15 protein-coding genes are annotated in these 17,497 nt (G+C 70.3%); 5 read left to right on the top strand and 10 right to left on the bottom strand.

Features of this window, described 5'->3' with window-relative positions:
• The first annotated feature begins 41 nt into the window (after nucleotides 1–41).
• Nucleotides 42–1,208 carry a glycosyltransferase family 4 protein gene (locus VFR64_11420; GenBank protein ID HET9490351.1) on the top strand — a complete coding sequence of 389 codons (1,167 nt, stop codon included), beginning with the start codon at nucleotides 42–44 and terminating at the stop codon, nucleotides 1,206–1,208.
• On the top strand, nucleotides 1,205–3,385 hold the full coding sequence (locus VFR64_11415) for a glycogen debranching N-terminal domain-containing protein (protein HET9490350.1): 2,181 nt from the start codon (nucleotides 1,205–1,207) through the stop codon (nucleotides 3,383–3,385). Before VFR64_11420 ends, VFR64_11415 begins: the two co-directional genes overlap by 4 nt.
• A gap of 1 nt (nucleotide 3,386) precedes the next feature.
• On the opposite strand, the gene VFR64_11410 is transcribed toward VFR64_11415, so the two are convergent.
• Genes VFR64_11410 through VFR64_11400 form a run of 3 tightly spaced genes read right to left on the bottom strand, consistent with a single transcriptional unit; the run spans nucleotide 3,387 to nucleotide 5,859 of the window.
• The gene (locus VFR64_11410; GenBank protein ID HET9490349.1) at nucleotides 3,387–4,133 is read right to left on the bottom strand and encodes a hypothetical protein; all 747 of its coding nucleotides are present in this window, start codon (nucleotides 4,131–4,133) and stop codon (nucleotides 3,387–3,389) included.
• 12 nt (nucleotides 4,134–4,145) lie between these two features.
• Nucleotides 4,146–4,940 carry an ABC transporter permease gene (locus VFR64_11405; GenBank protein ID HET9490348.1) on the bottom strand — a complete coding sequence of 265 codons (795 nt, stop codon included), beginning with the start codon at nucleotides 4,938–4,940 and terminating at the stop codon, nucleotides 4,146–4,148.
• Nucleotides 4,924–5,859, bottom strand: a complete 936-nt coding sequence (locus tag VFR64_11400) for an ABC transporter ATP-binding protein (GenBank protein HET9490347.1) — start codon at nucleotides 5,857–5,859, stop codon at nucleotides 4,924–4,926. Before VFR64_11400 ends, VFR64_11405 begins: the two co-directional genes overlap by 17 nt.
• A 16-nt stretch (nucleotides 5,860–5,875) precedes the next feature.
• On the opposite strand from VFR64_11400, the gene VFR64_11395 reads away from it, so the two are divergent.
• Nucleotides 5,876–6,235: a Rieske (2Fe-2S) protein gene (locus VFR64_11395; GenBank protein ID HET9490346.1), complete on the top strand. Its 360-nt coding sequence runs from the start codon at nucleotides 5,876–5,878 to the stop codon at nucleotides 6,233–6,235.
• A 112-nt stretch (nucleotides 6,236–6,347) separates the two neighbouring features.
• Nucleotides 6,348–6,650 carry a nuclear transport factor 2 family protein gene (locus tag VFR64_11390; protein HET9490345.1) on the top strand — a complete coding sequence of 101 codons (303 nt, stop codon included), beginning with the start codon at nucleotides 6,348–6,350 and terminating at the stop codon, nucleotides 6,648–6,650.
• Here the strand turns inward: VFR64_11390 and VFR64_11385 are convergent.
• Entirely contained in the window at nucleotides 6,643–7,371 is a 729-nt protein-coding gene (locus VFR64_11385) for a molybdopterin-binding protein (GenBank protein HET9490344.1), read from the bottom strand. The two genes, VFR64_11390 and VFR64_11385, sit on opposite strands and share 8 nt — an antisense overlap.
• Before the next feature lie 89 nt (nucleotides 7,372–7,460).
• Here VFR64_11385 and VFR64_11380 point away from each other — a divergent pair, with 89 nt between their 5' ends.
• A complete protein-coding gene (locus VFR64_11380) occupies nucleotides 7,461–8,246 on the top strand; it encodes an undecaprenyl-diphosphate phosphatase (GenBank protein ID HET9490343.1) in 786 nt (261 codons plus the stop codon).
• Nucleotides 8,247–8,410: 164 nt separating this feature from the next.
• Here the strand turns inward: VFR64_11380 and VFR64_11375 are convergent, their stop codons facing one another.
• The 6 genes from VFR64_11375 to tldD form a co-directional block, all read right to left on the bottom strand.
• On the bottom strand, nucleotides 8,411–10,747 hold the full coding sequence (locus tag VFR64_11375; GenBank protein HET9490342.1) for a response regulator: 2,337 nt from the start codon (nucleotides 10,745–10,747) through the stop codon (nucleotides 8,411–8,413).
• Entirely contained in the window at nucleotides 10,744–12,285 is a 1,542-nt protein-coding gene (locus VFR64_11370) for an ATP-binding protein (GenBank protein ID HET9490341.1), read from the bottom strand. Before VFR64_11370 ends, VFR64_11375 begins: the two co-directional genes overlap by 4 nt.
• Nucleotides 12,286–12,400: 115 nt before the next feature.
• Entirely contained in the window at nucleotides 12,401–13,675 is a 1,275-nt protein-coding gene (locus tag VFR64_11365; protein HET9490340.1) for an HlyD family secretion protein, read from the bottom strand.
• A 223-nt stretch (nucleotides 13,676–13,898) separates the two neighbouring features.
• The gene (locus VFR64_11360) at nucleotides 13,899–14,684 is read right to left on the bottom strand and encodes a TatD family hydrolase (GenBank protein ID HET9490339.1); all 786 of its coding nucleotides are present in this window, start codon (nucleotides 14,682–14,684) and stop codon (nucleotides 13,899–13,901) included.
• Between the two features lie 8 nt (nucleotides 14,685–14,692).
• Complete coding sequence (locus VFR64_11355) at nucleotides 14,693–16,039, bottom strand: TldD/PmbA family protein (protein HET9490338.1); 1,347 nt, start codon at nucleotides 16,037–16,039, stop codon at nucleotides 14,693–14,695.
• Nucleotides 16,036–17,481, bottom strand: coding sequence for a metalloprotease TldD (gene tldD, locus VFR64_11350; GenBank protein ID HET9490337.1), 1,446 nt, complete (start codon nucleotides 17,479–17,481; stop codon nucleotides 16,036–16,038). The genes VFR64_11355 and tldD overlap by 4 nt, the downstream gene beginning before the upstream one ends.
• Between the last annotated feature and the right edge of the window lie 16 nt (nucleotides 17,482–17,497).

The raw sequence follows: 17,497 nt of genomic DNA, 5'->3' as shown, positions 1-17,497 counted from the left end.
GGCAGGCGGCCTCGGCGAACCCCGGCTCGACGGCACAGAGCATGCAGCGCCTCACCGATGTGTCCTTGCGGGTCACGAGCGGAAACGGGGGCGAAGCCGATCCCACCGTGCCGCTCACTCCCGCTCGGGGTACGGGCCGCCCGCCGGCGGATGCGAGAGAGCGACTGCGGATCGCTCAGGTCTCTCCCCTGTACGAGCGTGTCCCGCCGGCGCTGTACGGCGGGACCGAGCGCGTCGTCGCCCATCTGACCGACGAGCTGGTCCGTCGCGGGCACAAGGTGACCCTCTTCGCCAGCGCCGACTCGCGCACGGCGGCCGAGCTCATCGGCGTCGTGCCCCGGGCGCTCCGTCTCGATGGCCCGACGCCGGATCCGCTGGCGCCTCACGTCATCGAGCTAGCCGAGGTGTTCGAACGGGCGGCCGAGTTCGACGTCATCCACTGCCACGTCGACTACCTGGCCTTCCCCTTCGGGCGCCTGGTGGCGACCCCGACGCTCCATACGCTCCACGGGCGTCTGGACTTGGCGGCGCTGCTGCCGGTGTTCCGCCGCTTCTCCGACGTGCCGGTGGTGACGATCAGCGACGCCCAGCGTCTGCCCCTGCGGGGAGTGCCGGTGAACTGGGCCAGCACCGTCCATCACGGTCTGCCGCTCGACCTGTATGCCTTCTCGCCACGGGGCGGCCGGTACCTGGCATTTCTGGGCCGTTTGTCCCCCGAGAAACGGCCGGACCTGGCCATCGCGGTGGCGCAGCGTACCGGGCTGCCTCTCAAGATCGCGGCCAAGGTGGATCCCGCGGACCGCGCCTACTTCGAGCGGGAGATCGCTCCGCTCCTCGACGATCCCCTCGTCGATTTCATCGGGGAGATCGACGACGAGGCCAAGAACGCTTTCCTCGGCGACGCCCTGGCCCTGCTGTTGCCCGTCGATTGGCCCGAGCCCTTCGGTCTGGCCATGATCGAGGCCATGGCGTGCGGCACGCCGGTCATCGCCCGCCCCTGCGGCTCCGTGCCCGAGATCGTCGTGCCCGGACTGTCCGGCTTCATCGTGGACAGCGTGGACGAGATGGTGGAGGCCGTGAAGCGAGCCGATTCGATCGATCGGGCGGCCTGCCGGCGGCAGTTCGAGGAGCGCTTCTCGGTCGCCCGCATGGCCGACGGCTACGAGGCGCTCTACCGCCGGCTGACGGCGGTCTCCCGGGCGGCGTGACGATCGACACTCCGCGCGACGACCTCCTCGTTGGCGATCGCTACTACATCCTCGCCTCCAGCGTCGCCGCCGATCTCCCCAAGATCGTGCTCAAGCACGACGACGCGTTCCTGGTCGCCGACCGGCGGGGCAACATCCCCTTCCTGCCCGGGAGCGAGTTCGGGTTCTACGTGGACGATACCCGTTTCCTGCGACGGCTCGAGCTCCGGCTGGGCCACCAACAGTCGCTCCTGCTCAGCGCCGGTGTCTCGGAGGAGACCCTGGAGGGCGTGATCGAGCTGACGAATCCCGACCTGCTGGAGGACGGCCGCGTCGTCCTGCCCCGCCACACCCTGCGACTGAGCCGGACACTCACCCTGTATGGCCAGCAGCTCTCCCAGAGGCTGATGCTGGAAAGCTTCGCACCCGAGCCCGTGCAGCTGCTCATGGTCTGGGAGTTCGGCGCCGACTTCGCCGACGTGTTCGAGGTCCGCGGCTTCCGGCGGGCACGGCGCGGCGTGGAGCTGTCGCCCGACTGCCAGCGTGATACGGTGGAGCTGCCCTATCGCGGAGTGGACGGCGTGATCCGGACGACCCGCCTGACCTTCGATCCGCCTCCCGCCCGCCTGGGCGAGGAGAGCGCCGAGTACCTGCTGGAGCTACCGGCGTCGGCCCGCCTGGACATCACGGTCACGGTGACGGCGCGCACCGAGGCGATCCCCCGCCCGGTGCTCAGCCCGACCCACGCCAGCGAGCGGCGCCGTCAGGCCATCGGCGAGTTCCGGCGTCAGACAGTCGCGCTCCAGGCCGATCACGAGCTCTTCAACCGTTGGATAGAGCGTTCCTGGGGCGATCTGCGGCTGCTGGTGACCGATACCGCCGACGGCATGATGCCCTACGCCGGCATCCCGTGGTACGTCGCGCCGTTCGGGCGCGACAGCCTCTTCGTGGCGCTGCAGACGCTGCCGTTCCTGCCCGCAGTGGCCCGCGGGACGCTCCGGTATCTGGCCCACTACCAGGCGAGAACGGACGATGCCTTCACCGACCAGGAGCCCGGCAAGATCCTCCACGAGTACCGCCGCGGCGAGCTGGCCGCCTGCCGGGAAATTCCCTTCGTGCCGTACTACGGGACGGTGGACGCCACCCCGCTCTTCCTGATCCTGCTCGGCGAGTACGTGCGCTGGACGGCCGACCTCGACCTGGCGCGCGAGTTGTGGCCGGCGGCCGAGCGGGCCCTGGCCTGGCTCGAGCGCTCGGGCGCGCCGTCCGACGACGGATATCTGTGGTATCGCCGCCGCTCGCCGGTGGGACTCGACAACCAGGGGTGGAAGGATTCGCACGACTCCATCATGCACGCCACCGGAGAGCTCGCGAAGGGTCCCATCGCCCTGGTCGAGGCTCAGGCCTACCGCTACGCCGCCCTGCTCGCCGTCGCCGACGTGGCCGAGTCGATCGGGCGCGGCGCGTTGGCGCCCGGCCTCCGCACGCGGGCCGGTCGGCTGCGCGAGCGATTCGAGAACGACTTCTGGATGGAGGACCAGCGTTTCTACGCGCTGGCCCTGGACGGCGAGCATCGCCCGTGCCGTGTGCTCTCCTCCAACCCGGGCCACGCGCTGTGGGCGGGCATCGCCAGCGAGACCCGGGCCCGGGCCGTCGCCGAACAGCTCATGGCCCCTCACATGCTCACCGGGTGGGGGGTACGAACGCTGTCCTCCCGCGAGCGTCTGTACAATCCGATGAGCTACCACAACGGCTCGGTCTGGCCCCACGACACGGCCATCGCCGCGCTGGGCATGCGCCGGTACGGCCTGCAGGAGCCGCTCCTGGCCCTGGCCACCGGCTTGTTCCAGGCCGTGCTCAACTTCGATGGCTTGCGGATGCCCGAGCTGTTCTGCGGATTCGCGCAACGTCCCGGCCAGGGGCCGATCCGCTATCCGGTGGCTTGCTCGCCGCAGGCGTGGTCAGCCGGCGTCGTGTTCCACCTCGTCGCGGGCATGCTGGGGTTGACGCCCCAGGCCCGGGAGAATCGGCTCATGCTCGACCGCCCGTGCTTGCCGACGTGGCTGAGGTGGATCGAGGTCGGCGGGATTCAGCTGGCGGCCTCCCGCGTGAGCCTCCGCGTCTCCCAGGGCCGCGACGGCGCCGCCGTCGAGCTCGTCGGCCGGGAGGGCGACGTCGAGCTCATCGTGCGCCGCTGAGCTAGCCCGCCCAGGCGTAGTACACGCCGAAGACGATAGCGGCGACTCCCGAGCCGAAGCTCAGCATCCGGTGGGCCCTCCGCAGCCGCAGCGCGAGGCTCACCGGCCAGGCCAGGACCGCCGTGAGGGCCGTCATGCCCATCAACGTCCCGAGCGCGAAGGCTACGAGGTAGAGGGCCGCGCCGAACGCGGACGGGATCGTGGACAGGACCAGGAGAGACACCGCGGCGGTGCCCGCCAGGCCGTGCACGGCCCCGATCAGCGCGGCCCGAACTCCGGCCCACGACCGGCCGTCCTCCAGCGCGCCGAGCAGACGGCGCGAAGGATGGACGTGGGGATGCGCGTGCGAGCGAGGCCCGTGGGCGTGGGCGTGGCTGTGGAAGGCCTCGCGCGCCCCGTGGTCGTGGTCGGCCAGCAGGTGCTCGGGCGGCGCCGTCCCGGCTCCCCGCAAGGCCTCGCGCAGGCGCAGCACGCCCAGCGCCACGATCATCGCGGCCACGGCCAGCCCGACGACGCCGGAGAACCGGGACGACAACCGAACGTCGAGCGCGATCAGGATGGTCCCGGCAATGATCACGGTCACCGCGTGGCCCACTCCCCAGAGCGCGCCGATGAGCGCGCCGCCGGCGAAGCGGCGCTCACGACTGACGATGGTGGCGACGGCGACGAGATGGTCGGCGTCAGTGGCGTGCTGCAACCCCAGGATGAAGCCCAGGGCGACGGCCGAGCCGATCGGATCGAGCGTCATCGCCGATCCCCTTCACTCGGACATCTTGAGCAGCAAGCCCGTGCGCCGGGCCCGCCGCACCGCGCCCAGGAACAAGAGATGCGCCACGGTGGCGTAGAGCAACGAGAGCGCCAGGCCTGTGGCCACGGGAGCTCGAAACTCCGACGCGAAGCCGAAGTGGGAGCGGTAGGCGTCGAGGAAGTGGGTGAGCGGGATGGCCGCCGCCACCGCGGCCGCCGGCCCCGGCAGCACCGATATCGGATAGTAGATACCGGCCAGCACGAGGACGAAGTTCACGCTGGCCCAGGCGAAGGCCTCGGCCCGGTTTCCGAAGATCGTGATCAGGGCGCAGACGGCCACCCCTACGATCCAGGCGGTGAGCAAACAGCCGATCAGGAACGTCAGCAGCGGGAGCACTCCCGCGACCAGCGGGTTGAAGTCGAAGGCCCACCACCCCAGGCCGCCCAGCACGGCGAAGATCACCACCCCGCGCAGGACCCCCACCACCCAGGCGCCCAGGGTGAGATGACGGATGCCGATCGGCGCGAGGAACTGGTGCTTGATCGACTTCGACCACACGTCGAAGAGCACCACGTACGCCACCTCCAGCTCGCAGACCTGCACCACCGACAGGGCCAGGGTCCCGATCAGGATGAATGCCGTCGCCTCGTCGCGGAGGTCGAGAAAGCGGGACATGAGCCCGATGGACAGCACGCCCACGGTGGGCCAGAACAGCAGCTCGAAGAAGAAGAAGATATTGCGCGTGCCCATGACGAAATTGCGCACGACGAAGGCCCATACCGCCACCGCTTCAGCGCGCCAGCTCAACGAACACCTCCTCCAGCTCGGGCTCGCGCACCCGGACGTTGCGGATCACGGCGCCCTCCGCGTGCAGCGCCCGCAGCAGCTCGGGCAGGCGCTTCTCGGCGTCGTCCACCGCGCACTCGGTCCAGCCGTCGACCTCCACCGAGCGGAGCACCCCGGGCGCGTCGGCCAGCCACCCGACGGACGGCGGATCGAGCTTGAAGGCGATGACGTCGCCGATCCGGATCTGACGCTTGAGCTCCTCGGCGGTCCCCCGGGCCAGGATCAGCCCGGCCTTGATGAAGGCGATCTCGTCGCACAGCCGCTCGGCCTCGCGCATGTAGTGGGTGGTCAACATGATCGTGATTCCCCGCTCGCGGCGTAAGGAGGCGATGTGCTCGCGTACCCGCACGGAGATGTCGGGATCGAGGCCCAGCGTAGGCTCATCGAGGAAGAGCAGCTCCGGCTCGTTGACGAGGGCCTTGGCCAGGGCCAGACGCTGTTTGAGACCGGTGCTGAGCTCGTTGTACTGGGCCGACCGGTACGACGTCAGCTCGCACACGTCCAGCAACACCTCCACGCGGCGGCGCAGGCGAGCTCCGGACAGCCCGTAGAGGCGCCCGTAGAAGGCGATGATCTCCCCCACCCGGAGACTCCACAGGAACGATGGTCGTCCGCTGGCCATGTTGAGGCGGCGCCGGATCCGACCGGCGTCACGCACGACGTCGTGGCCCAGCACGGTGACCGTCCCGGAATCGGGGGTGAGCAGCGTGGCCATGATGGAGAGCAGCGTCGTCTTGCCGGCGCCGTTGGGCCCCAGGAGCCCGAAGATCGCGCCGCGGGGCACGCTCAGCGACACACCACGCAGGGCCGTGACTTCTCGCCGACGGAACAGACCGGACTGAAATTTCTTCACTACCTGACGGGCGTCGATCGCAAGCACGGGGTTGAATGGTAACATGCGGCGCATGGCCGCCACGTCCGAGTGGCGCTGCAGGGTGACCGACCTGCCGCCCGGTCGCACGGCCAAGTTCAGCCTCCGGTGCGGCGGGCGAACGGTGGAGGGCTTCGTCGTCGCTCACGACGGCGACTACTTCGCCTACCTCAATCGCTGTCCCCATCGCGGGACGCCGCTCGACCTCTGGCCCAACGAGTTTCTCAGCGAGGACAGGCGGTCGCTCGTCTGCTCCACCCACGGCGCCATCTACGACCCGGCCAGCGGCCTCTGCACGGCCGGGCCCTGCGTGGGCGACGTGCTCACCGCGCTGCCGTTGCGACGGGACCGCGACGCTATCGTCGTCACCTGTCCGGCGCCATGAGCGGCCCGCGCGCCGCCGTGGAGGAGGCCAACCGGCGCTTCTACCGGGCTTTCGAAGCGCTGGACCTCGCCCAGATGGACAAAGTCTGGGCCCACGGTGATCACTGAAGTGCGTGCATCCGGGCTGGCCCCTCCTGTCCGGCTGGCCCGCCGTCCGCGCGTCCTGGGAGGCGATCTTCGACGGCACCGGGGAGATCCGCTTCACCATCGCCAACGAGGAGACCACGCTGCAGGGCGACCTGGCCTGGGTGACCTGCACCGAGGCCATCCTCTCCCGGGTCGCGGGCCGGGTCGCCGTCACCACGGTGCTGGCCACCAACATCTTCGAGCTCGCTTCAGCAGGCTGGCTGATGGTCCACCACCACGCCTCTCACGTGCTCGGTAGCAGCGCTCCGGCCGAGGGTGAATTCACGTGACCTTCACGACCGCGGTGGCTGGCAACCGGGACAGCAGCGCGCCCAGCGCCTGGGCGAGATAGCCGGCATCCCGCGACTCCAGCGTCACCTTCACCCGATATTCGGGGTTGGCGAGCTCGGGGTAGGAGCCGAGCAGCAAGGCCGGGAACTCGCGGAGCAGCGCGTTCAGGTAGTCGGCGAGGGTGCCTTCGCCGATGCTCACGAACACGTTCTTGAGATGGTAGGGCTGGTCGCGAAACCGTTCCCGGATGGCCTGGAACTTTTGCCGGAAGATCTCCGGCACGCCGGGCAGGATGTAGACGTTGCCGGCCACGATGGTGGGGAAGCGGAGCGCCTCGTCCGCCACCAGCTGGGCGCCCTCGGGGACCTCGGCCATCTTCAAGTGGGTCTCGGTCAGCCGATCGCCGTAGTATCGCCGGAGCAGCGCAACGAGCTCGGGGTGCCGCACGACAGGGACGCCGAGCGCGCGAGCCACTCCCTCCATGGTCACGTCGTCGTGCGTGGGCCCCACGCCCCCCGAGGTGAACACGATGTCCCAGCCTCGCGCGCACGCGGCGATCTCGGCGGCGATGACGTCGACCTCGTCCGGGATCACGCTGATCCGCCGAACGTCCACACCGAGCTCGCGCAGCTCGCGACACAGGTAGGGCGCATTGGCATCGGCGATCTTGCCGGACAGGATTTCGTTGCCGATGAGCACGAGGCTGGCGGTCTTCGCCATGCTGCCCGGATTCTACGACGGGGTCCGGGGGCTGTCGATGCGCCCGCACGCGGCCCCGACGCGCGGCGATGATAGAATACGGCGCGCCCATGGACTACACCCAGGCCGTGGTGCTCGGGGTCGTCCAGGGCCTGACCGAGTTCCTGCCCGTCTCCTCCTCCGGTCACCTCATCCTCGTGCCCAGAGTGCTGGGCTGGCCGGATCAGGGGCTAGCCTTCGACGCCGCGATCCACCTCGGCTCGCTGGGCGCGCTGCTCGCCTACTTCCGCGAGGAGCTCCGCGCGCTGCTGTCCGGCGCCCTGTCCCGGCGGCTGGGCCTGGCGCTCGTCCTGGCCACGGTGCCCGCCGGTCTGGCCGGGCTTCTCTTCGATCAGATCATCGAGGCCCACCTGCGCTCCCCGCTCGTCGTCGCCAGCACCACCGCCTTCTGGGGTCTGGTGATGGAGGGCGCGGACCGCCGGGCGGCAGCGCCACCGGCCGGCGGCGACCCGCTGGAGCAGGTCGGCATACGACGGGCCCTGGTGGTCGGTTGCGCTCAGGCCCTCGCCCTGATTCCCGGCACCTCACGCTCCGGCATCACGATCACGGCCGGACTCCTGGGCGGTCTCGACCGGGCGACGGCTGCCCGCTTCGCTTTCCTGCTCGGGATTCCCATCACCGGCGCCGCCGGCCTGCTCAAGATGCTCGACCTCTTCCAGCAGGGGCTGCCCCCCGGCGAGGCCGGCCCGCTCGCCGCCGCCGTGCTCGCCGCGTTCGTGAGCGGGTGGGCGGCGGTGTGGTTCCTGGTGACATACCTCAGGCGCCGCTCGCTCAGGCCCTTCGTCGTCTACCGCGTGATCCTCGCCGTCGCCATCGTGATTTTCACCCTCGGCTGACCCGCCCGCGAGCGGGGAGATTTGCAGGGGCAGCCGGGGGAGGTTTGGAGGGGGGCAGCCTCTGCCCCCTCCAAGTTCCCAGTCGGGTGAGACAGCGACCGTCGTAGCACCACGCGCGAACGGGGGAGGTTTGGAGGGGGGCGCGCCTCGTGCCCCCCTCCAACTTAACGACGCACGCGCCCGGGAACGGCCCGCGCGATCGCGCCGAAGAGGCGCTCGCGCGAGAACGGCTTGGCCAGGACGACCTCTACGGCAGGGACCGTCTCCGCGAGCTCGTCGGCCCAACCCGTGAGGAGCACGATCGGCACCGCGCGCTGACGCTTGAGCTCGGCCGCCAACGCCAGCCCGGTCATACCCGGCATTCCCAGATCGGTGATCACCAGATCCACGGGCTCGCGGACGCAGAGCGCCAGGGCTTCGCGACCTGAGGCCGCGCCGAAGACGCTGTGGCCAGCGTGGACCAGCATCGCCCGCACCAGGTCGAGCACTTCCGGCTCGTCGTCCACGGCCAGGATGCGCAGCGGCTCGAGCGCGGGCACGACGGCCGAGTCCCGCGGCGTCTCCACGGAGACGGCCGGGAACGTCAGCGTGAAGGTCGTGCCGAGCCCCTCGCGGCTCTCGACCGTGATTCGCCCGCCGTAGCGCTGGACGATCTCCTGGGCCAGGGCCAGGCCGAGCCCGCTGCCTCCCTCACTGGCCCGCGTCGTGAAGAAGGGCTCGAAAGCCAGCCGCTGGACGTCGGGATTCATCCCGCGACCTGTGTCCGAGATGATCACGACGGCAGCGTCGTCCTGACCGCGGACCTCCACAGTCAGCCGCCCCCCATCGGGCATGGCCGTGAACGCGTTCTCAAGAATATTCAGCAGGGCCTCCCGAATCTCGCTGGCCACGGCCAGAATCGCCGGCGCCGGCTCGATCCGCAGGTCGATCTCGTAGCGGACGCCGCGACGGGCCGCCTCGTTGTCCCACTGCGGTCGGGTCAGCGCCAGCAACTGCTCCACGACCTCGCGGAGCTGCACCGCCTCCGGGCCTCGCACCCGGGTCGGCCGGGCGTACTCCTGCAGGCGCCGCACCGTGCCCACGCTGTCGGAAGCCCCCTGGTGAACCACCTGCAGGGCGTGGGTGAGGTCACCCGGCTCGATGCGCTCGTCGGCGGCCAGACGCTCCAGGAGCATCTCCGTCCAGCCGAGCACCGGTGTCAGCCGGTTGTTGATGTTGTGCGCGACGCCGGCCGCCAGCGAGCCGAGGGTTCGAAATTTCTGCTCCCGGATGACCCGGAAGCGCAGCTCGTGCTCGCGGGAGAGGTCTCGGAACACCCCGATACGGTGCCGGCCGCCGCCGGCCCGCTCCACCGTGGAGAGGGTGAGATGGACCGGCCGCGGCTCGTCCCCCCGCGCCAGCACGAGGAGCTCGCCTTCGAAAGTCGGCTGTCGCAGCTGGACTTGCAGCGCGCCCAGATCCTGTCCGGTGGCCAGGAACTCGGTCCACCGCCGGTCACCCAGATCGTCGGCGGTGAGTCCCACCATCTCCAGAAACGCGCGATTGGCGAACGTGATGCGATCATCGAGATCGGCCACCACCACGCCTTCGCCGATCCGCCGCACGACGTCGGCGAGCTCACGGGCCTCGCCCTGCAGGCGCGCGTGCTCGATGGCGACGGCAGCGCGATCGGCCACGATGCGCAGCAGACGGTCGCCCCGAGGATCGATCCAGCGTCGCCGCCGCACCACCTCGATCACGCCGATGGGCGCGCCTCCCACGATCAGCGGCACGGCCATGAGCGAGCGGAAGCTGCGCCGCGGCGTGGCAGCTTCCTGCGTTCGCGGGCCCGAGCGGTCGGGGACGACGAGCGGCAGCCGCCGCTGCAGGGCCAGGCCGCTGATCCCGGCCCCCAGGGGCAGGGACAGCGCGTCGAGATCGTCCTCCATCCCGACGGCGGCCCGGGCTCGCAACTCTCCCCGGACCGGGTCGGCCAGCAGCACGGTGGCCCCATCGGCCTCCACGACCCCGGCGGCGATCTCCACGATCCGGCGCAGCAGCGTATCGACGTCGGCCGCGGCCAGGCTGGCCTGGGCGATCTGGTCCAGGGCCTCGATCTCCCGCGTCCGTCGCTCGAGCAGCCGGCTGGTCACCAGCGTGCGCGCCCGTGCCACCAGCTCCTCGGGCAGGAACGGCTTCGTCATGTAGTCGTCGGCCCCGTCGCGCAGGCCGCGGACCCGGGCCGACGTGCTGCTCAGCGCGCTGAGCACGAGAACCGGGATCCGGGCGAAGCGGCTCTCCGCGCGCAGCCGCTCGATGACTTCGTAGCCACTCATCCCCGGCAGCATCAGGTCCAGCACCATCAGGTCGACGTCCGGGGACTCGTCGAGCTTCTCCAATGCCGCCTCGCCGGTTCCGGCGCATTCCACCTGATAGCCTTCGGCCTCCAGCAGGTCGCGCAGGAGGGCGGCGGTGTCGTGATTGTCCTCCACGACCAGGAGGCGGGGCGACTGATCGCTCATCCGGCGACGACGCTCTCTCCGAGCAGGGTCGTGGTGACGAGTCGGGCCAGATCGTCGGGTGTGAACGGCTTGCTGAGATAAGCGTCGCAGCCGGCATGCAGAGCGGCCTCGCGTTCCTGAGGCCGGGCCAGCGCCGACACTGCGATGATGGGCAGGCTGCGCGTCACCGGATGCTGGCGCAGGCGGCGCGCTACCTCCCAGCCCGAGACCTGGGGCAGCATCAGATCGAGCAGAATGAGCGCGGGCGGCCGCGCCAGAGCCTCGGCCTCCGCTTCTCCTCCGTCGGCGCAGACCCGCGCCCGGCCCCCCAGCGCGTCCTCGATGACCGAGCGCATCAGGGCCTGGCTCGGTTCGTCGTCCTCGACGATGAGCACGTCGCGACCGGCCAGGACCGGTTCCAGAGTCGGCGGCGTCTCGGCCCGGCTCTCGGCAGGCACCGCTTCGGCGATGGGCAAGGTGAAGCTGAAGCGGCTTCCCCGATTCTCGCCTTCGCTTTCGGCGCGAACCATGCCGCCGTGCAACTCGACCAGCCGTCGCACGATGGCCAGGCCCAGACCGGAGCCCCCGTGGCGCCGCCGTAGCGGCGATTCGACCTGGTAGAACGGGTCCCAGATGCGAGCCAGCTCGGTGGCGGCGATGCCCACGCCCGTATCCTCCACCGCGATCCACACCTGCCCGCTCTGGACGCCGCCGTGCACGCGCACCAGTCCCCCGGACGGGGTGAACTTGACGGCGTTGCCCGTCAGGTTCACCAGGATCTGATGGAGGCGCGTCGGATCGGCCTGGACGCTCGGGAGCATGGCGTCGACGTCGTTGACGAGACGGATCCGCTTGGCCTGGGCGGCCACGCGCACGACACTCAGGACCTGATCGACGATCTGCCGGGCGTCGGTGGGGCGCGGGTGAAGCTCCACGCGGGCGGCCTCCAGCCGGGACACGTCGAGCAGGTCGTTGATGAGGTCGGTCAGTCGCTGGGCGCCGCGGAAGATCGCCTCCTGGTGCTCCATCTGCCGCGGATTCAAGCTGCCGTGGGCCTGGCGCAGGAGCAGCCGGCTGTAGCCGACGATGGCGGTGAGCGGCGTGCGCAGCTCGTGGCTCACCATGGCCAGGAACTCCGACTTCAGCTCGTCCAGCCGCCGCAGTTCCTCGTTGACTTGAGCCAGCGAGCGGGCTTCCTGGGCCTTGGCGGCGTATTCGGTCTCGTACTCGCGCACGACCGTCGCGCTCTCGATAAACACGCCATAGCGCCCGCGCAGGGCCAGCAACGCGACGGCCGCTAGCGCGGCCAGCCAGTCCACCACGGTGAGGGTCCAGGCCACTTCCGTCTGCACGGCGATGACGTCCTCGAACACGGCGCGCATCGTGCCGCGCATGGCCACGGTGAGCAGGACGAGGCACAGCACCAGACCCAGCGGCTCACGTCGCATCGTCGGACGGCGCCGGATCTCCGCGACGACGAATGCCGCCGCTATCAGCATGGCGACGCCAAGCAGGATATTGGCGAGGCGATAGAAAAACTCGAGCGTCGAGGGCGGCATGCGACGCACGATGCTAGCACCGTCCGGCCAGGCTGGACAGCGCCAGAAATCGAATTCTCCCGAGCCCTGAGAAGATTTTTGCCGAAGCGGTGTAGTTGTTACACCCGCGCGACGCTCAGCGGAGGCGAACGGTGACGCCGACCGACATGCCGGCGCGCAAGGTGTGCGGGTTGGTCGTCTCGGACGGCGACAAGAGGATTTTGACGGGCACGCGCTGCACGACCTTCACCCAGTTACCGCTGGCGTTCTCAGGGGGCAGGATGGAGAAGCGCGAGCCAGTTCCCGCGCTGATCGAGTCCACGGTGCCCCGGTACATCCGATCCGGGAACGTATCGACGACGACGTCGGCCGTCATGCCGGGACGAATGCGCCGGAGCTGGGTTTCTTTGAAGTTCGCCACCACCCAGACGTCGTGCAGCGCCACCACCGCCAGCAGCGGTTGCCCGACCTGAACGACCTGACCGACTTCGACCGCCTTGCGCGCCACGACGCCGCTGAGCGGGGCGACGATCGCCGTGTGCTCCAGGTTCAAGAGGGACAGGGCCAGGTCCGCCTCCGCTTCCTTGAGTTGCGCCTGGGCCAGATCGCGCTCGGCCTCGCGCACGCGCACCTCCTGCACCAAGGCATCAGCCTGCTGCTGCTGGGCGCGGGCATCGACGATACGCGCCTGCGCCGTCTGCAGGCCCAGCTGCTGCGGCTCGAAGCCTGCCTCGCGCATCCGCGAGTCGGCCTGCGCCGTCTCCAGATCCCGCTGCCCCTGGGCCACGCGCTCGTCGGCGGCTGTGAGCTGGGCCTCGGCGCCCCGGGCCTCCGCTTCGGCGTGATCGACGAACTGCCGGGCCACCAGCTCTCGGGCGAACAGCTCGCGGGCCCGGCCCAGGTCCTGCACGGCACGGTCACGAAATGCCCGGGCCCGGTCACGTTCGGCCACGGCGGAGGCCAGGGCGGCGCGCCGCGCCTCGACGATGGCGCGGCTGGCCTCCACCATCCGGGTGGCGGACTCGCGAGCCGCCTCGGCCCGCATGGTGGCAGCGCGCGCTTGCGTGCGCTGGCTGGCGACCATCTCGCGTACGTGTCCGACCCGGGCGCTAGCGGCCTGGAACCGCCGCTCGGCGATGGCCACCGCCGCCCGGGCCTGCATGACCTTGGCCCGCCAGTCGCGATCGTCGAGCCGGACCAGGACCTGCCCGGCCGACACCGACTGATGCTCCTCCACGAGAACCTCGTTGACCTGCCCGGGAACCTTCGCGCTGACCGGAGATACCGTGCCCTCGACGTAAGCGTCGTCGGTGAAGACGGTCCATCGGGAACGGTGCCAGGCCCATCCGGCCCAGCTGAGGCCGGCGAGAATCAAGAGAACTGAAACGACAATGAGGGACCGGCGGCGCATCCCATCAGTCCTAGCACAGCCTTACAAAGTTGTCATCCCGCTGACACCCCGCGACACTCCGACGCCGTCCCGGCGGCGGCGCGTCTCACTCCCTTCAGCGTTCGATGCCCTCTTGCCCGAGATCCGCCCCTGGCTCGCCGCCGAGCCGGAGCGCTACGACTATTGTCCGGAGGCCGCGGAACGACGGTTGTCGCCGTTCACCGTCTGAGCCGCCGAGGAAGGATCAACTCCAGGGCAGGTGGAACAGCTCGCAGGTGTTGCTGGACAGCCGGAACACGACATCGTCCACCGGTAGTTGCTTGATCTTGGCCACTTCTTCGGCCACCCGGCCGGCGAACCAGGGACCCGAGGGCAGGCCTTCGAACTCGCCCTGGTATTGCCAGGGCGCGTCGCTCTCCACGAGCAGAGCCTCCAGGGGCACGGCGGCCACCAGCTCGCGGTCCCGATCCCGATAGACGACCTCGGGCCCCGCCGACACGAAGTAGCCGGCGTCCACGATGGCCTTCGTCACATCGGGCGTCGCCTTGTGCCAGTGGAAGACGGCCCGCTCGATGCCGTGGCGCCTGAGCGCCTCGAGCGCCGGCGCCGCTGCCCCGTGGGGCGCGTGCAGGACGACGGGGAGGTCATATCTGACCGCGAGCTCGAGCAATCGGTCGAGGCGCCGACGTCCCTGCTCCATCGCGGCCAGCGGGTCAGCCGCGCTGGGCAGGCAATACCAGGGCAACCCCACCTCGCCGAGCGCCACGATCTGCGAATGGTGGTCTCGCAGCTGGTCTTCCAGCACGTCCAGGTCGGCGTCGGTGAGGTCCGGCCGGTCGGGATGGAAACCCAGCGCCGGCCAGACCCCTTTGGGCAGGGCCGCCGCGACGGCCAGCGTTCGCCGGTTGCTATCGGGATCGCAGCCCACCGCCACGACACCCCAGACGTCCTGCACCAGGGCCTTCTTCAGCGTCTCCCGCACGTCGGCGAAGGCCGTGTCGTGAAGATGGCAGTGGCTGTCGATGATCATCGCCGTGCTCAGTTCCCGGCGACCACCATGCGAGCGATCTTCACCGTCGGCGACGCCGTGCGGTCGCGCAGCACGAGATCGTTCCCGACACCGTCGATCGCCATCAGCATCTCGAGCAGGTTGCCGGCGATCGTGATCTCCTCGACCGGATAGGCCAGCCGGCCGTTCTCGATCCACAGTCCCGCCGCCCCCCGCGAATAGTCGCCGGTGACCCCGTTCACCCCGAAGCCGATGAGCTCGGTGACGTAGAGGCCATTGGGCACCGACGCGATCAGTTCCTCGGGTGCGGCCGGGCCCGGCAGCAGCATGAGGTTGGTGGGGACCACCGTCATCCCGCTGCCGTCGCGTCCGGCGTGGTGCGTGGAGCTCAGTCCCAGCTTGCGCGCGCTGTAGCTGTCCAGCAGATACGATTCCAGCACCCCGTCTCGGACGATGACGGTGCGCCGGGTGGGCAGCCCTTCGCCGTCGAACGGCCGCGAGCCGAGCGCGCCGAGGATCGTCCCGTCATCGACGATCGTCACCACGGGGGCGGCGATCCGCGAGCCGAGACGATCGCACAAGAACGACGCGCGGCGATAGAGGCTGGGCCCGGCGGCGGCGGCGGCGACGCTGCGGACCAGGCTGGCCGCGGTCTCCGTATCGAAGACCACCGGCACCTCGGCCGTCCGGGCCTTGCGGGCGCCCAGACGTCGCAGCGCCCGCTCGGCGGCCACTCGTCCCACCGCCTCCGGCGCGTCCAACCGGGCTCGCTTCCGGGCCATCGAGTACCAGCCGTCGCGCTGCATCTCGCCGTTGCTGGAGGCGATCGGGGCGACGCTCAGTCCGAAGCCGGAGGTCAGATACGTGGCCGCGAAGCCGGCGGACGTCGCGTAGGCGTAGCGCGCCTGGCGGTCCCAGCATTCGGCCCCGTCGGAGTTCGTCAGCCGGGTGTCGAGCCCGAGGGCGGCAGCCTCGGCCCGCCGGGCGATCTCGATCTTCGCTTCCGGCCCCGAGTCGTGTCCGTCCCGGTCGTGCAGGTCCAGATCGGGCGGCGCACCGGCGAGCTCGCCGGGATCGGGCAGGCCGGCGCAGGGGTCTTCGGCGGTGACCCTGGCGAGCCTCGTCGCCTCGTCGACGACCTGTTCCAGCGCCGCCGCCGAGAGATCGGACGTAGAGGCCGCCGCCGACGCCCGACCGGAGAAGACGCGCAGGGACAGGCGCTGGTCCCGGGCGTGCGCCACGGTGTCCACCTCGCCCAGGCGCACGGTGGCGCTGAAGTGCCGGTCCTCGACGAGCAGCGCGTCGGCCGCGGTGGCGCCGCGAGCCGTGGCGCGCTCGAGCAGGGCGCGGAGCACGTCGGTGGCCGCCGTGCTCATACCTGTGTGCCACCCACCGTCATGCCGTCGATCCGGATCGTGGGCAAGCCGACACCCACGGGGACAGATTGCCCGTCCTTGCCGCAGGTGCCGATCCCCTCGTCCAGGCGCAAGTCGGCCCCGACCCGGCTCACCCGGGTCAGGGCATCCGGACCGTTGCCGATCAGCGTGGCTCCCTTGACGGGAGCGGTGACTCGGCCGCTCTCGATGAGGTACGCCTCGCTGGCCGAGAAGACGAACTTGCCGCTCGTGATGTCGACCTGCCCGCCGCCGAAGGACACGGCGTAGAGGCCGTGCGCCACCGAGCCGATGATGTCCTCGGCGGAGTCCTCGCCGGCCAGCATGAAGGTGTTCGTCATGCGGGGCAGCGGCGGATGCGCGTAGGACTCGCGCCGGCCGTTGCCGGTGGGTCGCATTCCCATCAACCGGGCATTGAGCTTGTCCTGCATGTAGCCTCGCAGCACGCCGTTCTCGATCAGCAGGGTCCGCGAAGTCGGCGTGCCCTCGTCGTCGACGTTCAACGATCCTCGCCGGTTGGGCAGCGTGCCGTCGTCGACGACCGTCACCAGCTCCGAGGCCACCTTCTGACCCAGCCGCCCGGCGAACGCCGAGACGCCTTTGCGGTTGAAATCTCCCTCGAGCCCGTGGCCGACCGCCTCGTGCAGCAGGATCCCCGGCCAGCCGGGGGCGAGGACCACGGTCATCGTCCCGGCCGGCGTCTCCACGGCGGTGAGCTTGAGCGTGGCCTGGCGCGCCGCTTCTATCGCGAAGCGCCGCCAGCGCTCGTCCTCGAGGTAGAAGTCGAAGGTCACGCGACCGCCACCGCCGTAGGTGCCGACCTCGCGCCTGGCGCCTTCTTCGGCGATCACGGTGACATTGAGCCGGGTGAGCGGCCGGACGTCGCCCACGCTCCAGCCGGCGGCGGTGACGACTAACATGACCACGTCCTCGCTGGCCAGGGTGACGATGACCTGGCGCACCCGCGGGTCGGCCGCGCGCGCCGCCCCATCGATCGATCGCAGGAGCTCCAGCTTGCGCTCGAGCCGGGTGGCCACGGGCGACTCGGCCAACGCGTACAGATCGTGTGGCCTCCCGCCGGCGACGGCCACCACCCCGGAAGAGTGAGACTCGGCGGCGATGGCGCGGGCCTGGCGCGCCGCCTCCTCCAGGTTGCGCATCGAGATGTCGTCGGTGTGGGCGTAGCCGGTCCGGACGCCCGCCTGGGCTCGTATTCCCGCCCCTTGGCTGACGTGGCGGGCAGCCTTCCGCACCACGTTCTCCTCGAGGACCAACTCCTCGCTCACGCGATACTCGAGGTACACGTCGGCATCGTCCACCCGGCCGACCAGAGCCGAGCCGATCAGGCGTTCCATCAACCCCGGGGTAAGGGCAAAGCGATCGGCGAAGAAGCGCTCGGGGTGAGCGCGCGAGAGGTCGGTCATCGATCGACTCCTCGGG

The sequence above is a fragment of the Candidatus Methylomirabilota bacterium genome (genome assembly GCA_035709005.1).
Lineage (GTDB): Bacteria > Methylomirabilota > Methylomirabilia > Rokubacteriales > CSP1-6 > 40CM-4-69-5.
Note: the sequence above shows the minus strand (reverse complement) of the source record. Positions and strands in the feature narration are given on the sequence as shown.

What these genes read in the sequence shown, in the direction of transcription:
- VFR64_11380 (HET9490343.1), top strand. Translation starts at nt 7,461, where the DNA reads ATGGACTACACCCAGGCCGTGGTGCTCGGGGTCGTCCAGGGCCTGACC.
- VFR64_11360 (HET9490339.1), bottom strand. Translation starts at nt 14,684, where the DNA reads ATGATCATCGACAGCCACTGCCATCTTCACGACACGGCCTTCGCCGAC.
- VFR64_11420 (HET9490351.1), top strand. Translation starts at nt 42, where the DNA reads ATGCAGCGCCTCACCGATGTGTCCTTGCGGGTCACGAGCGGAAACGGG.
- VFR64_11370 (HET9490341.1), bottom strand. Translation starts at nt 12,285, where the DNA reads ATGCCGCCCTCGACGCTCGAGTTTTTCTATCGCCTCGCCAATATCCTG.
- VFR64_11395 (HET9490346.1), top strand. Translation starts at nt 5,876, where the DNA reads ATGCGGCGCATGGCCGCCACGTCCGAGTGGCGCTGCAGGGTGACCGAC.
- VFR64_11410 (HET9490349.1), bottom strand. Translation starts at nt 4,133, where the DNA reads ATGACGCTCGATCCGATCGGCTCGGCCGTCGCCCTGGGCTTCATCCTG.
- VFR64_11365 (HET9490340.1), bottom strand. Translation starts at nt 13,675, where the DNA reads ATGCGCCGCCGGTCCCTCATTGTCGTTTCAGTTCTCTTGATTCTCGCC.
- VFR64_11355 (HET9490338.1), bottom strand. Translation starts at nt 16,039, where the DNA reads ATGAGCACGGCGGCCACCGACGTGCTCCGCGCCCTGCTCGAGCGCGCC.
- VFR64_11385 (HET9490344.1), bottom strand. Translation starts at nt 7,371, where the DNA reads ATGGCGAAGACCGCCAGCCTCGTGCTCATCGGCAACGAAATCCTGTCC.
- tldD (HET9490337.1), bottom strand. Translation starts at nt 17,481, where the DNA reads ATGACCGACCTCTCGCGCGCTCACCCCGAGCGCTTCTTCGCCGATCGC.
- VFR64_11375 (HET9490342.1), bottom strand. Translation starts at nt 10,747, where the DNA reads ATGAGCGATCAGTCGCCCCGCCTCCTGGTCGTGGAGGACAATCACGAC.